13 protein-coding genes and 1 pseudogene are annotated in these 13,748 nt (G+C 66.9%); 1 reads left to right on the top strand and 13 read right to left on the bottom strand.

What is annotated here, in order from left to right; genetic code table 11:
- Nucleotide 1: 1 nt before the first annotated feature.
- From efp to F8O09_RS00910, 13 genes and pseudogenes are all read right to left on the bottom strand, one after another.
- Nucleotides 2-565, bottom strand: coding sequence for an elongation factor P (gene efp, locus F8O09_RS00965; RefSeq protein ID WP_158031577.1), 564 nt, complete (start codon nt 563-565; stop codon nt 2-4).
- Nucleotides 566-724: 159 nt separating this feature from the next.
- Entirely contained in the window at nt 725-1,201 is a 477-nt protein-coding gene (locus tag F8O09_RS00960) for a type II 3-dehydroquinate dehydratase (RefSeq protein ID WP_158031578.1), read from the bottom strand.
- Nucleotides 1,198-2,310, bottom strand: coding sequence for a 3-dehydroquinate synthase (gene aroB, locus F8O09_RS00955; protein ID WP_225732911.1), 1,113 nt, complete (start codon nt 2,308-2,310; stop codon nt 1,198-1,200). Before aroB ends, F8O09_RS00960 begins: the two co-directional genes overlap by 4 nt.
- A gap of 27 nt (nt 2,311-2,337) precedes the next feature.
- Nucleotides 2,338-2,859: pseudogene (locus F8O09_RS10475) on the bottom strand (shikimate kinase); the annotation flags it as partial.
- Nucleotides 2,853-4,073, bottom strand: a complete 1,221-nt coding sequence (gene aroC, locus F8O09_RS00950; protein WP_158053635.1) for a chorismate synthase — start codon at nt 4,071-4,073, stop codon at nt 2,853-2,855. The gene aroC and the pseudogene F8O09_RS10475, both read right to left, overlap by 7 nt.
- Before the next feature lie 59 nt (nt 4,074-4,132).
- Nucleotides 4,133-5,041: a shikimate dehydrogenase gene (locus F8O09_RS00945; protein WP_192497505.1), complete on the bottom strand. Its 909-nt coding sequence runs from the start codon at nt 5,039-5,041 to the stop codon at nt 4,133-4,135.
- Nucleotides 5,041-6,126, bottom strand: coding sequence for an endolytic transglycosylase MltG (mltG, locus tag F8O09_RS00940; protein ID WP_158031583.1), 1,086 nt, complete (start codon nt 6,124-6,126; stop codon nt 5,041-5,043). Before mltG ends, F8O09_RS00945 begins: the two co-directional genes overlap by 1 nt.
- The gene (gene ruvX / locus F8O09_RS00935; RefSeq protein ID WP_158053633.1) at nt 6,123-6,602 is read right to left on the bottom strand and encodes a Holliday junction resolvase RuvX; all 480 of its coding nucleotides are present in this window, start codon (nt 6,600-6,602) and stop codon (nt 6,123-6,125) included. The genes mltG and ruvX overlap by 4 nt, the downstream gene beginning before the upstream one ends.
- Nucleotides 6,599-9,262, bottom strand: coding sequence for an alanine--tRNA ligase (alaS, locus tag F8O09_RS00930; RefSeq protein ID WP_158053632.1), 2,664 nt, complete (start codon nt 9,260-9,262; stop codon nt 6,599-6,601). The genes ruvX and alaS overlap by 4 nt, the downstream gene beginning before the upstream one ends.
- A gap of 114 nt (nt 9,263-9,376) precedes the next feature.
- On the bottom strand, nt 9,377-9,586 hold the full coding sequence (locus F8O09_RS00925; RefSeq protein WP_158053631.1) for a hypothetical protein: 210 nt from the start codon (nt 9,584-9,586) through the stop codon (nt 9,377-9,379).
- A gap of 6 nt (nt 9,587-9,592) precedes the next feature.
- Nucleotides 9,593-9,970: a DUF948 domain-containing protein gene (locus F8O09_RS00920; protein WP_158031587.1), complete on the bottom strand. Its 378-nt coding sequence runs from the start codon at nt 9,968-9,970 to the stop codon at nt 9,593-9,595.
- A gap of 45 nt (nt 9,971-10,015) precedes the next feature.
- The gene (gene rpsD, locus F8O09_RS00915) at nt 10,016-10,645 is read right to left on the bottom strand and encodes a 30S ribosomal protein S4 (protein ID WP_158031588.1); all 630 of its coding nucleotides are present in this window, start codon (nt 10,643-10,645) and stop codon (nt 10,016-10,018) included.
- 160 nt (nt 10,646-10,805) lie between these two features.
- Nucleotides 10,806-12,311 carry a replication-associated recombination protein A gene (locus tag F8O09_RS00910; RefSeq protein ID WP_158053630.1) on the bottom strand — a complete coding sequence of 502 codons (1,506 nt, stop codon included), beginning with the start codon at nt 12,309-12,311 and terminating at the stop codon, nt 10,806-10,808.
- A 126-nt stretch (nt 12,312-12,437) separates the two neighbouring features.
- On the opposite strand from F8O09_RS00910, the gene F8O09_RS00905 reads away from it, so the two are divergent.
- Complete coding sequence (locus F8O09_RS00905) at nt 12,438-13,673, top strand: DUF349 domain-containing protein (RefSeq protein ID WP_192497504.1); 1,236 nt, start codon at nt 12,438-12,440, stop codon at nt 13,671-13,673.
- Nucleotides 13,674-13,748: the final 75 nt, after the last annotated feature.

Genomic DNA, 13,748 nt, shown 5'->3' with positions numbered 1-13,748 from the left:
ATCAGTCGGTCACGCGGCCGAGGTACTCGCTGGTGCGGGTGTCGACCTTCACCTTGGTGCCGGTCTCGAGGAACAACGGCACCTGGATCTCGTAGCCGGTCTCGAGTGTGGCGGCCTTCGTGCCGGCGCTCGAACGGTCGCCCTGCAGTCCGGGCTCGGTGTAGGTGACCTCGAGGGTCACCGATGCGGGCAGCTCGACGTAGAGCGGCGAGCCCTCGTGGAAGGCCACAGTGGCCTCCTGGTTCTCAAGCAGGAAGTGCTCGGCGTCGCCGACGACGTTGGCCGGCAGGGTGATGAGCTCATAGTCCGAGTTGTCCATGAACACGAAGTCTTCGCCGTCTTTGTACGAGAACTGCATGTCGCGCTTGTCGACGGTCGCAGTCTCGACCTTGGTGCCCGCGTTGAAAGTACGGTCGACCACCTTGCCGGTGAGCACGTTCTTCAGCTTGGTGCGCACGAACGCCCCGCCCTTGCCCGGCTTCACATGCTGAAACTCGATGACGGTCCAGAGCTGGCCGTCGATCTTCAGCACGAGTCCATTCTTCAGGTCGTTGGTGGTTGCCACAGTCTTCCGTTCGTTCAGTCGTCTTCGGTCACGTGACGGGGATGCTGCACTCACTCGCGCTGCGTCGACATCCGTCGCGCCGGTGTCGCTCATCCGGGGAGCAGACACACTCTGCCAGTCTACTCCCTCACCTGCCGGTGATGCGATCCACGTCGTGGCTCAGCGGCCCTGCAGCCGTGCGATCGCCTCGAGCGCGAGCACATACGAGTCGAAGCCGAAACCGGCGATCGTCCCGGTAGCCACCGCTGAGATCACGCTGCGCTGCCGGAACCGTTCCCGCCCGGCGGGGTTCGAGATGTGCACCTCGACCAGCGGCAGGCCAGCCTCGGGAACCTGCACCGCAGCATCCGCGAGCGCGTACGAGTAGTGCGTGAACGCAGCCGGATTCAGCACGACCGGGCTGCGCTGCTCGATGGCCTCGAAGAGCCAGCCGATCAGCTCCGCCTCGTCGTCGCTCTGCCGAACGTCGACCCGCAGCCCGAGTCGCGCGCCCTCGGCGCCAAGCTCGCGGGTCAGGTCGTCGAGGGAGGCTGTGCCGTAGACCTCGGGCGTGCGGGCTCCCAGCCGACCCAGGTTCGGTCCGTTGAGCACCAGCACTGTCGGTGCCTCGGTCGTCCGCTCGGCCGCGGCGGTCATTCGGCGATCTCCTGGTACGCGGTGAAGAGCAGATCGGGTTCGGGCCCGGTGAGCACGATCGGGCGACCGATGCCGTCGAGAATGATGAAGCGCAGCACGTCGCCGCGGGCCTTCTTGTCACGGTGCATCACGGCGAGCAGCTGCTCCCAGGCGCCCCGACGGTAGGTCGTCGGCAGCCCCAGCGACTGCAGCACGCTGTAGTGCCGGTCGAGGTCTGCGTCGCTGAGATGGCCGGTGAGGTGCGAGAGATGCGCGGCGAAGACCATGCCCACCGACACTGCTGCTCCGTGGCGCCACTGGTAGCGTTCGGCATACTCGATCGCGTGCCCGAGCGTATGCCCGTAGTTGAGGATCTCGCGTCGTCCGGCCTCGCGCAGATCGCCCTCGACGACGTCGGCCTTGAGCGACACGGCCTGGGTGAGCGCGTCGAGGAACACCGGCGACGCGGGATCGACCGCCTGGTCGCCGTGCTGCTCGATCAGGTCGAGAATCGAGTTCTGACCGATGAACCCGCACTTCGCGACCTCGGCGTAGCCGGTGAGCAGCTCATTGCGCGGCAGCGTCTCGAGCGTCGTCGTGTCGGCGAACACCGCCGCCGGCGTGTGGAACGCACCGGCAAGGTTCTTGCCCTCGTTGGTGTTGATCCCGGTCTTGCCGCCGACGGCGGCGTCGGCCATGCCCAGCACCGAGGTGGGCACCTGAATGACTTTGATGCCGCGCAGCCACGTCGCCGCAGCGAATCCGGCGATGTCGGTGACCGCTCCCCCGCCCACGCCGATGATCAGATCGGTTCGGGTGAAGTCGGCCTTGCCGAGCACCTGCCAGAGAAATCCGATCACTTCGATGCGCTTGCCCTCTTCGGCGTCGGGCACCTCGGCGGTCATCGCCTGCACCCGTCCGTCGAGCTGGGCGCGCAGCCGTTCGGCGAGCGCCTGCCCGGTCGGCTGGTGCACGATCAGCACTCGCGTGACCCGGTCGTCGATGGCCTCGGCAAGCCGGTCGAGCACGTTCTCGCCGATGAAGACGTCATACGGGTGCTGCCCGCCCACGTGCACGGTGCGAGGTTCGAGCCCGCTTCCCTGCGTCACGGTCTCGTCTGCCTGCTGCATTTGTCTCCTCTGTGCGATCGCCTGTTCGACCTCGTCGGCTACCGACTCTCGATCGAGATCGCGCGTGTCGACGGTGTGGTCCGCCAGACGTGCGTAGGTGTCGAGTCTCTGATCGTAGAGTCTCTGCCATGCGTCGATGCCGCCGGCCAACAGCGGTCGGGCCGTCTGCTGGTCGCCTGCGCCGGATCCGGCGTCGGCCTGCGAGGGCAGGCTGCCGTCGATGCGATCACCGACGTGTGCGGCGTCGACGTCGAGAAAGACGACGAAGTGCTCGGTGAGCAGCCGCTGGGTGGTCGCTGAGAGCGGAGCCCCGCCGCCGAGGGCGACGATGGCGTCCGGGTCGTCGTCTGCGAGCGCCTGTGCGACCATACGCTCCTCCTTGCGGCGAAACTCGGCCTCGCCGTCGTGCAGGAAGATCTCGGGGATCGGCCCGTACTGCTGCGAGATGAGCACATCGCTGTCGACGAAGGGAGCTCCGAGACGCGCCGCCACGGCTCGACCGATGCTCGACTTGCCGACTCCCGGTGGGCCGATCAGCACCGTCACCATACGGAGTTCACCTCATGGCTGGTGCGCAGCGCGTCTGGCACGCCGGCCTGGAAGCTCTGCAGATTGCGTCGCGTCTCGGCGATCGAGTCGCCGCCGAACTTCTCAAGCACGGCCTCGGCGAGTACGAGCGCGACCATCGCCTCGGCGACGACGCCGGCCGCCGGCACCGCACAGACGTCTGAGCGCTGGTGGTGGGCGCGGGCCGCTTCGCCGGTGCTGACGTCGACGGTGCGCAGTGCGTGCGGCACGGTCGCGATCGGCTTCATGGCGGCGCGCACCCAGAGGGGCAGCCCGGTCGACATGCCGCCCTCGAGACCGCCGGCGCGATTCGATGCGCGAGTGATGCGCTGCCCGGCGGGCGTCTCGACGGCGCCGATCTCGTCGTGCGCCTGCGAACCGGGCACCGCTGCGAGACCGAACCCCTGACCGCATTCGACCCCCTTGATGGCCTGAATGCCCATCAGCGCCTGGGCGAGGCGACCGTCGAGGCGGCGGTCCCACTGAATGTGCGAGCCGAGGCCGACCGGCAGACCGTAGGCCACGACCTCGACGACGCCGCCGAGTGTGTCGCCGTCTTTATGGGCCTGGTCGATGCGCTCGACGATGCGCTGCGAGGTCTCGGGATCGAAGCAGCGTACGGGATCGGCGTCGAGGCGCTCGACGTCGTCGGGCGTCGGGTGCGGCTCGTCGTCGGGTGCTGCGACGCCGCCGATGGCCGTGGTGTGGCTGACCAGTCGGATGCCGAGCTCGCCGAGGAACGCTCGGGCGACGGCGCCGAGCGCCACGCGTGCCGCAGTCTCACGTGCACTGGCGCGCTCGAGGATCGGTCGTGCCTCGTCGAAGCCGTATTTCTGCATGCCGACCAGGTCGGCGTGGCCGGGCCGAGGTCGGGTGAGCGGCGCGGCTCGACCGCCGGTGAGCGTCTGAGGGTCGACCGGATCGGGGGTCATGACCTCCTGCCACTTCGGCCACTCGGTGTTGCCGATGCGCAGCGCGATCGGCGAGCCGATGGTGCACCCGTGCAGAATGCCGGCCGAGAGCGTGATCGCGTCCTGCTCGAACTTCATCCGGGCGCCGCGGCCGTAGCCCAGTCTCCGGCGGGCCAGATCGGCAGAGATCTGCTCTCTCGTGATCGGAACGCCCGACGGAAGGCCCTCGATGAGCGCGATCAGTTCTGGACCATGAGACTCGCCTGCAGTCAGCCAACGCAACATGTGCTCCATCTTTCCATAGGGTCGAAGGTCAAACTCGTTTCGGTGCCGAAGCCGAGGCGTCAGGGCCGCGGCAGATCACCCGGCGGCATCCCGTTCGGCGGCAGCACCGCACGCATCGCACGCACGATCGTCGGTTCGTCGGGCAGCTCGCGCGTGTCGTCACCGAAGACGAAGAAGCGCACCTGCGCGACCGCCTGCCAGAGCAGCATCTCGATGCCCGAGACTGCGGTGCCGCCGATGGCCTGCCAGCGGGTCGCCAGCGTCGAGGGCCATGGGTCGTAGGCGACGTCCAGCAGCACGTCGCCCGCCGAGCCGAGTCGAGGTTCAATCGCATCTGCGGCATGGGCGGGCAGCGTCGACACGACCGCCGGTGCCGTCAGCGCGAGCTCTCCCCCGGTCAGCGTCACGACATCCACCGTGACGCCCCAATCGGCCGCGCGATCGACCAGCTCGCCGGCGTGCTCCGGCGTGCGTGCGTGCAGGCGGACGCGGCGGGCGCCGAGATCTGCGAGCGCCCGCAGCGAGCTCAGTGCGGTCGCACCCGAGCCGATCACCTCGGCGCTCTCGAGTCGTTCGATTCCGGCTTCGCGCAGGGCCTGTTCGATGCCCCACACGTCGGTGTTCGCCCCTTGCAGCACGCGGGTGTCGGAGCTCCTACCCGGGGCGAAGCGCAGCGTGTTGGCCACCTGCAGTTCGTCGACCAGCGGAGTCACTTCGTCGAGATAGGCGATGACCTCACGCTTCAGCGGCATCGTCAGGCTGAGCCCGAGCCAGTCGTCGCCGAGCCCCTGCAGAAAGGGCAGCAGCTCGCCGCCGCCGACCTCTGCGCGGTCGTACTGCCAGGGCAGCCCGAGGGCGGTGTAGGCGGCATTGTGCAGCAGCGGAGACAGCGAATGCTCGATCGGGCTGCCCAACACGGCCAGGCGTCGCTGCGACCGCACGGTCGCAGCGGAGGCATCGGCAGCCACTACTGAATGCCTTTCTGCTGCTTCCAGGCGTTGTACCGGTCGACCGACGCCTGATGCTCCTGCAGCGTCGTCGAGAAGACCGTCTCGCCGGTGTCGAGGTTCACCGTCACGAAGTACAGCCAGTCGCCGGGGGTCGGGTTGAGCGACGCCTGGATGGCGTCGTCACCCGGGTTGCCGATCGGTCCGACCGGCAGGCCCTTGTTGGCGTAGGTGTTGTACTTGTTGCTCGCATCGTCGCGTTCCTGTTTGTCAGGCTCGACGATATCGGTGCGCCCCGACCCGTAGGTCACAGTCGAGTCCATCTGCAGCGGCATTCCCTGGGCGAGCCGGTTGTCGATCACACGCGCGACTTTGCCCATGTCGGCGACGCTGCCCGATTCGGCCTGCACGACCGAGGCCTTCGTCATCACGTCGTAGCGTGCCGCGTCGCCCTGCACCCCGGCGTTGTCGAGGGCCTTGTTGGCGCGATCGACCATCTGCTTGATGATGTCTTTCGGCTCGGCCTCTGGGTCGATCGTGTATGTCGCCGGGAACAGGAAGCCCTCCAGGGACTTATGATCCTTCGCCTGCTGCGGAACGTCGTAGGCGTTCACGTCGCGCGCGGCGGCCTGCAGCTTCTCGAGCGGCAGATCGACCACCTCCGAGATGCGGGCCAGAATCTGCGACTGTCGGTAGCCTTCGGGAATGACGACTTTGAGGTCGACGCGGTTCGACGGGTCGCTCAGCACATCGATGACCGTGGCCGAGGGAGACTCTTTCTGCAGCTTGTACGCCCCCGGCTGGAAGACCGGTTCAGGAGACCGTTTGTGGTACTCGTCCAAGAAGCCCTTGTACGTCTTGATCACGCCGACGTCGACGAGGTTCTCGGCGATGTCGGTGCCCGACTCACCGTCACGGATCACGAACGTCACGTCGTCGGTGCCCGGCCCCGGATAGTCGATGACCTCGCCGATGCCCATCTCACGCATCAGCGACCGCCCGGCGAAGAGCAGCGCGGCGATGAAGACGGCGACCAACACCGTCACAACGATCCAGGTGATCGTGCGTTTGCGTCGTGTGCGGCGTCTGCCTGCGTGTCTGCTCATGCATCGTTCCTTTCGACAGCGTCGCCGGGCAGTCGCCCGGTGTGCTGCTCAATCTCCAGCGCCTGCTGCAGGATGGCAACTGCGGCTGCCTGATCGATCACCGATCGCTGCTTCCCGCGTTTGCGACCGCTCGGCCGCAGCTGACGGGCCGCGACGTTGGTGGTCAGCCGTTCGTCGACCAGATGTGCAGCGATGCCGGTTCTCTCGACCAGCTGCTGACAGACATCACGGGCGTCGTCCGTCGACTGTGTGTCGCCGCCGCGCAGATTGATCGGCAGGCCGCAGACCAGCCCTACGGCGCCGTACTCTTCGGCGATTTCTGCGATGCGTTCCGCCCATGAGCCGTCATCAGTGCGCTGCACCGTCTCGACAGGGTAGGCCAACAGGTGGTCGGCGTCGCAGGCGGCCACTCCGATGCGGGCCTTGCCGACATCGATGCCGAGCAGCACGCCGCGACGCTCACCCGCTGCTGTCACCGGTCGCGCACCTGCACACGCACCGCTTGGAGCGCGGCCTCGACTCCGCTGGCGTCGGTGCCGCCTCCTTGAGCGAAGTCCGGCTTGCCGCCGCCTCCGCCGCCCAGACGCGTCGCCGCAGCCTTGACCAGGGCCCCGGCCTTGACGCCGAGATCACGAGCCGCCTGATTCGTGGCGACGACGACCGTCGGTCGCTGACCGACGACCGCGACCAGCGCGACCACGGCTGCGTCCGCGCCCAGAGCTGACCGCACCTGCATGCCCAGCTCTCGCAGGGCATCCGCATCTGACACCTCGACGCGTGCGACGACCGCTCGCACGCCGGCGAGGTCTTCGGCACGTCCCACGAGAGCGGGAACCTGGGCGCCGAGCTTGGCCTTCGTGAGATCTTTTACCTGTTTCTGCGCGGCATGCAGCTCTTCGACCAGAGCCGAGACTCGCTGTTCGAGCTGGTCGGGCTTGGTCTTGAGCTGAGCGGCGAGCGAGGCGATGAGCTGCTGCTGCGTGATGCCGTGCTGCACGGCGTCCATGCCGACCAGTGCCTCGAGACGACGCGCACCTGAGCCCACCGACGTCTCGCTGATCAGGTTGACGACGCCGATCTGCGAGCTGTGCGCGACATGCGTGCCTGCGCAGAGCTCGCGTGACCACGGGCCGCCGATCTCGACGACGCGAACCTCGCGACCGTATTTCTCGCCGAAGAGGGCCATCGCGCCGGTCGCCTTTGCCGACTCGAGATCCATGATCGTAGCGCTGACCGGCAGATCGTTGCGCACGGCCTGGTTGCAGATCTCGTTGATCTCGCTGACCGTCTCAGGGCTCAGCCTGTTGTTCCAGGCGAAGTCGAGACGCATGTAGCCGGGGCGGTTGAGCGACCCCGACTGCACCGCGGTGCGGCCGAGCGTCTGACGCAGGGCGGCGTGCACGAGGTGTGTGGCCGAGTGTGCCTGGCTGGCCTCGAGACGATGCAGCGCGTCGGCGTGCACCTGCACGCGGTCATCGACCGCCAGTGTGCCTTTCGAGACCTGCACCGAGTGCACGGTGAGCCCCTTGACCGGTGCCTGTGCGTCGACGATGCGTCCGGTGAAGTTGGCACCGACGAGCGTGCCGTGGTCTGCGGTCTGGCCGCCGCCCTCGGCATAGATCGGCGTCTCGTCCAGAATGACGTCGACCGACTCGCCCTCGGTGGCAGTCGGAACCGACTGACCGTCGCGGATGAGGCCCAGCACACGTGCCTCGGTCGACAGCGCGTCGTAGCCGAGGAACTTGGTCGCACCCAGCGCGCGCAGATCCCGGTAGACCGCGAGATCGACGTTGCCGGTCTTCTTCGACTTTGCGTCGGCCTTAGCGCGTTCGCGCTGCTCGGTCATGAGCTTGGCGAACTCGTCGCGGTCGACGTCGAGGCCGGCCTCCTGCGCGATCTCGACGGTGAGGTCGATGGGAAACCCGTACGTGTCGTGCAGAGCGAACGCCGTGTCGCCCGACAGCGACGAGCTCTTCGCCTCTTTGGTGTGCTCGATCGCGAGGTCGAGGATCGTCGTACCGGCGCCCAGCGTGCGCAGGAATGAGTCCTCTTCGTTGTAGGTGATGTTCGAGATGCGCTCGAACCCGGTTTCGAGCTCGGGGTACGAGGCCTTCATGGCGTCTTTCGACACCGGCAGCAGGTCGGGCATGACCGGCCGGTCGACGCCCATCAGACGCATGGCGCGCACGGCGCGACGGATCAGGCGGCGCAGCACGTAGCCGCGGCCGTCGTTCGAGGGGCTGACGCCGTCGTTGATCAGCATCATCGCGCTGCGCACGTGGTCGGCGACGATGCGCAGCCGCACGTCGTCGTCGTGGCTCTCAGTGCCGCCGTAGCTGATGCCTGCAAGCTCGGAGGCCCGGTCGAGCACGGGGCGCACCTGGTCGATCTCGTACATGTTCTCGACGCCCTGTTTGACGAAGGCGACGCGCTCAAGCCCCATGCCGGTGTCAATGTTCTTGTGCGGCAGCTCGCCGACGATGTCGAACTCGGTCTTCGAGCGCACGTTGTTGATCTCGTACTGCATGAACACGAGGTTCCAGATCTCGAGGAATCTCGAGTCGTCCACGGCAGGCCCGCCGTCACGGCCGTATTTCGGGCCGCGATCGTAGTAGATCTCGGAGCAGGGACCGGCGGGGCCCGGCTGACCGGTCGACCAGTAGTTGTCCTCGCGGCCGAGACGCTGGATGCGGTGCTCGGGCAGGCCGGCGATACGGCGCCACAACTCGTGCGCCTCGTCGTCGTCTTCGTAGACGGTGACCCAGAGGTCTTTCTCGTCGAACCCGTAGCCGCCGTCGGCTTCGGACGAGGTCAGCAGATCCCAGGCATAGGTGATCGCGCCCTCTTTGAAGTAGTCGCCGAACGACCAGTTGCCGAGCATCTGGAAGAAAGTGCCGTGGCGGGCCGTCTTGCCCACCTCTTCGATGTCATTGGTGCGGATGCACTTCTGGCAGTCGGCCGCCCGCGGGTACGGGGCGGGAACAGCGCCCGTCAGATACGGGATGAACGGCACCATGCCGGCGACGGTGAAGAGCAGGGACGGATCATCCGAGATCAACGATGCCGAGGGAACGATGGTGTGATCTTTGCTGGCGAAGTAGTCGAGCCAGCGCTGTCGGATATCCGCAGTGTACATATGCCTTCACAGACGTTTCGTAGTGGGGAAACGGGTGCCAGGTGCGGATCTCTCCGCACGATGGCACCCGTCCGGTGAGTCGTTCACCGTGAGAAGTTTTGGGCTCAGCGCAGATCAGTGCTGCGCAGCGTCACGCAGTTCGTCCTGCAGATCGTCGATCGCCTCTCGAACCTCGGCAGTGCGCTCCTGAAAGCTGCGCGCCACGGTGTCGGTGAAGTCGTTGACCTCGGCGAAGAATGCCTGACCCTTCTCGGTCTGCGACACCTTGTGAGCCACGAGGAATCCCGTGCCGATGCCGACGATGAACCAGAATACCTTGCCCATATGCGCCTACTTTCGCTTCGCGGTGGTCTTGGCCTGCTTCGCCGTCGTGCGACGGCTTTTGCCGAACGACGCCGCGATGCCAGCGACGCGCCCTAACGGCGAGTTGACGACCGAGGTGACCGTCGCGACGACGCCGCTGACGTTGTCGGCGACCTTCGTCAGGTTGGTCGTGATGCCGTCGACCTTGACCAGCTGCCGATTGGCCTCGGCCACGGTCGCCGTGCTCTCTTCGATCAGGGGGGCGACGTTGTCGGTGAGATCGCGCACGCTCTCGCGTGCCTCATCGAGCAGATGGCCGAGCTTCCAGAGCGGCACGATCAGCACCGCCACCAGAACGACGAAGGCGATCGCAGCGATCAGCGCTGCAATGTCTCCTCCAGTCATGACCGTTCTCCTCTCTCCCACCGACAACGTCGGATGGGTCAGTGATCAGCGCGCAGCGTAGTACTCGACGACCAGCTGGACTTCACAGGTGACGGGCACTTCGGCGCGCTTCGGGCGACGCGTCAGCGTGGCCTCGAGCTTGTCGAGCGTGACGTCGAGATACTCCGGCACGGCCGGCAGCACCTCTGCGTGGGCGCCTTCTGCGGCGACCTGGAAGACGTCGAGCTTCTCGCTCTTCTCGTGCACGTGAATGAGCTGACCCGGCTTCACGCGGAACGACGGGCGGTCGACGCGTTCGCCGTCGACCATGATGTGACGGTGCACGACCAGCTGGCGAGCCTGCTGGATGCTGCGGGCGAAGCCGGCGCGCAGAACGAGCGCGTCGAGACGCTGCTCGAGCAGCTCGACCAGGTTCTCACCGGTCAGACCCTCCTGCTTGCGGGCTTCGCTGAACACGCGGCGCAGCTGTGCCTCGCGGATGCCGTACTGGGCGCGCAGACGCTGCTTCTCGCGCAGACGCACCGCGTAGTCGGAGTCGGTGCGGCGCTTCGTGCGGCCGTGCTGACCCGGGGGGAACGGACGGTTCTCCATCAGTCGGGCAGCCTTGGGGGTCAGTGCCACGCCCAGCGCGCGGGACAGACGGGTTTTGCTATGAGTACGCGACTTCGTCGCCATTGTTTCCTCTCGATGACGCTAAATACAATCAATCAGTGAGCCGGGGCAACGCTCGGCTACAGAGCGCCACCATTCACTCCGCGGGCGCAGCCGCTCGCCGTGCAGAGTTCAGGCCGAATAACACTACCACGCTCCTCTGTGCGCGGCGCCCGCCGCACCGTCACTTCTTCTCGAGCCCGTCGTCGGCATCCGCCGTCGCCTCAGGCGACGACTCAGCCGCCTTGCCGGAGGGCACCTCAGGGGTCTTACCGGAGGGCACTTCAGAGGTCTTCACCGTGGGGGTCTGCGCAGCTCGCTGCATCGGCAGCCCGGCGAGCAGCCGACGCACCTGATCGAGTCGACGGCCGATCGTGGCGTCGAATCCGTGGCCGGTCGGCTCGTAGTAGCGGCGTCCCTGCAGCGAGTCGGGCAGATACTGCTGGGCGCTCACTCCCGTCGGCTCGTCGTGGGGGTACTGATAGCCGATGCCGTGGCCCAGTGCTCGCGCCCCTTTATAGTGCGCATCGCGCAGATGGGACGGCACATCGCCTGCCTCACCGGCTCGGATGTCGGCGATCGCACGATCGATGGCCAGGTACGCAGCATTCGATTTGGGGGCCGAGGCCAGATAGACGGTGGCCTCGGCCAAAGGGATGCGCCCCTCGGGCATGCCCACCATCGCGACCGTCTGCGCGGCAGCCACAGCGATGCTCAGCGCCTGCGGATCGGCCGTGCCGATGTCTTCGGCAGCCGAGATCATGAGACGTCGTGCGATGAACCGGGAGTCTTCGCCGCCCTCGATCATGCGGGCCAGGTAGTGCACCGCCGCGTCGACGTCTGACCCGCGGATCGATTTGATGAACGCGCTGACCACGTCGTAGTGCTGATCGCCGTTCTGGTCGTACCGCACCAGCGCTCGGTCTGCCACGATCGCGACCACCGCCGCGGTGATGCGGGGCAGCCGAGCCTGTTCGGACGAGTCTGCGTCGTCGGTCTTCTCAGCGGACGCAATGTCGGCGTCTGCTTGGCCGGCGGCCGCCTCGAGCAGTGTCAGCGCACGCCGGGCGTCGCCCGAGGCGAGCTCGACGATGGCCGTTCGGGCCTCGTCGTCGATCGCGACCGCCCCGTGCAGCCCACGTTCGTCGACGATGGCGCGATCGATGAGAGAGAGCAGGTCGTCGTCGGAGAGCGACGTCAGACGCAGCAGCAGCGATCGGCTGAGCAGCGGCGAGATCACAGAGAACGAGGGGTTCTCAGTGGTCGCCGCCACCAGTGTGACGATGCCGTCTTCGACGCCGGGCAGCAGGCTGTCCTGCTGCGCCTTGGTGAATCGATGGATCTCATCGAGAAACAGCACCGTCTGCGTGCCATAGAGGTCACGGTCTGCCTGCGCCTGCTCCATCACGCGTCGCACGTCTTTTACTCCGGCGCTGATGGCCGAGAGCTCGATGAAGCGGCGCTGTCCCTCGGTGGCGATCACATGCGCCAGCGTCGTCTTGCCCGTTCCCGGGGGGCCGAAGAGAATGACCGATGCCGGGGTGCGCTCGCCCTCGGTCGGGTGGCACAGACGCCACAGCGGTGTGCCCGGTCGACGCAGCTCGCTCTGGCCGACAACGTCGTCGAGCGTTCGCGGTCGCATGCGCGCCGCCAATGGTCGGCTGGCTCGGGCACCTTGCAGAGACGTCATGCCGACAGCGTAGCGCCAGCCGACGACACGGCCGCTCAGACCGGCTTCGCCAGCGCGTCACGTGCACAGCAGCCGTCTGCCACCGGCTAGACTGGTGCAGCATCGAAGCGGGATTTGAGGAGAGTCGTGAGCGAGACACACCAGCAGCAGTTCGGCCGCGCCGACGGCGAGGGAAACGTCTACCTGGTCACAGGTGACGGCGAACGCTGGGTCGGGCAGGTCACCGGAGCCACCGCCGAGGAGGCGCTGGCCTTCTACAGCCGCAAGTTCCAAGACCTCGTCGGCCAGGTCGCTCTGGCCGAGCAGCGGGCACGCACCGGGGCGAAGGCCCGAGACGTGCGCAAGAGCGTCACGGCACTCGACGAAGCGCTGAAAGAGCCGGCGGTCGTCGGCGACCTCGACGCGCTGCGCACCAGGGTCGACGCGCTGCGCACGCAGGTCGACGCACTGGAGAGCAAGCAGCAGGAGCAGTCGGCGCAGGCCCTCGCAGAAGCCGCGGCACAGCGAGAGGCCATCGTCGAGAAGATCGAGCAGCTGGCCGCCACCCCGGTCGCCAACATCCGCTGGAAGGACGTTCACGCCCAGGTCGAGCAGATCTTCGGCGAGTGGAAAGAGCACCAGCGCACCACGGCCCGCCTGCCCAAGCAGCAGGCCGACGCCCTGTGGGCGCGGTTCAAGCAGTCTCGCCGCAAACTCGAAGACGGTCGACGGGCGTTCTTCGCCAGCCTCGACGAGCAGCATCGCACGGCCAAGCAGACGAAGCAGCAGCTGGTCGAAGAGGCGCAGAAGCTGGCCGAGCAGGCCGAGCCCCGTGTCAATGACTACCGCGCGCTGCTCGACCGTTGGAAGGCCGCCGGACGCGCCGGCGCCAAGGTCGACGACCGCCTCTGGGAGCAGTTCAAGGCAGCCGGAGACGTCATCTTCGCGAAGAAGCAGGAGCACGACGCCGTCACCGACGCCGAGTATGCAGAGAACCTGCAGAAGAAAGAGGGAGTGCTGACGCGGGCTGAGGCGCTGCTGCCGGTCACTGACTGGAAGGCTGCTCGCTCCGCGCTGCGTCGTCTGCAAGACGAATGGGATGAGATCGGTCGGGTTCCCCGTGCCAGCATGCGCTCCGTCGAGGCTCGGCTGCACGCTGTCGAGACGGCGGTCAAAGAGGCCGAAGACGCACACTGGTCCAAACGCAACAGTGAGAAGAGCGATCGCGCCACCGGTCTCGCCGCGCAGCTGCAGCAGAGCATCACCGATCTCGAGGCAGAGCTCGCTGCTGCTGAGGCGGCAGGTGACGCAGAGAAGACAGCCGAGATCACCAAAGCGCTTGAGACGCAGCGCAGCTGGCTGAAGGCCACCGGCATCGCCTGATCTGCCATCGGTCTCACAGGCCCGGCGGATGCTCCTTGTGCACAGGAGCATCCGCCGGGCCTTTCTGTACACAGC

The sequence above is a fragment of the Pseudoclavibacter sp. CFCC 11306 genome (genome assembly GCF_008831235.1).
Classification (GTDB): domain Bacteria; phylum Actinomycetota; class Actinomycetes; order Actinomycetales; family Microbacteriaceae; genus Pseudoclavibacter_A.
This window is presented reverse-complemented; position numbering and strand designations above follow the sequence as displayed.

What these genes read in the sequence shown, in the direction of transcription:
- F8O09_RS00960 (WP_158031578.1), bottom strand. Translation starts at nt 1,201, where the DNA reads ATGACCGCCGCGGCCGAGCGGACGACCGAGGCACCGACAGTGCTGGTG.
- aroB (WP_225732911.1), bottom strand. Translation starts at nt 2,310, where the DNA reads ATGCAGCAGGCAGACGAGACCGTGACGCAGGGAAGCGGGCTCGAACCT.
- aroC (WP_158053635.1), bottom strand. Translation starts at nt 4,073, where the DNA reads ATGTTGCGTTGGCTGACTGCAGGCGAGTCTCATGGTCCAGAACTGATC.
- mltG (WP_158031583.1), bottom strand. Translation starts at nt 6,126, where the DNA reads ATGAGCAGACACGCAGGCAGACGCCGCACACGACGCAAACGCACGATC.
- alaS (WP_158053632.1), bottom strand. Translation starts at nt 9,262, where the DNA reads ATGTACACTGCGGATATCCGACAGCGCTGGCTCGACTACTTCGCCAGC.
- F8O09_RS00925 (WP_158053631.1), bottom strand. Translation starts at nt 9,586, where the DNA reads ATGGGCAAGGTATTCTGGTTCATCGTCGGCATCGGCACGGGATTCCTC.
- F8O09_RS00920 (WP_158031587.1), bottom strand. Translation starts at nt 9,970, where the DNA reads ATGACTGGAGGAGACATTGCAGCGCTGATCGCTGCGATCGCCTTCGTC.
- rpsD (WP_158031588.1), bottom strand. Translation starts at nt 10,645, where the DNA reads ATGGCGACGAAGTCGCGTACTCATAGCAAAACCCGTCTGTCCCGCGCG.
- F8O09_RS00910 (WP_158053630.1), bottom strand. Translation starts at nt 12,311, where the DNA reads ATGACGTCTCTGCAAGGTGCCCGAGCCAGCCGACCATTGGCGGCGCGC.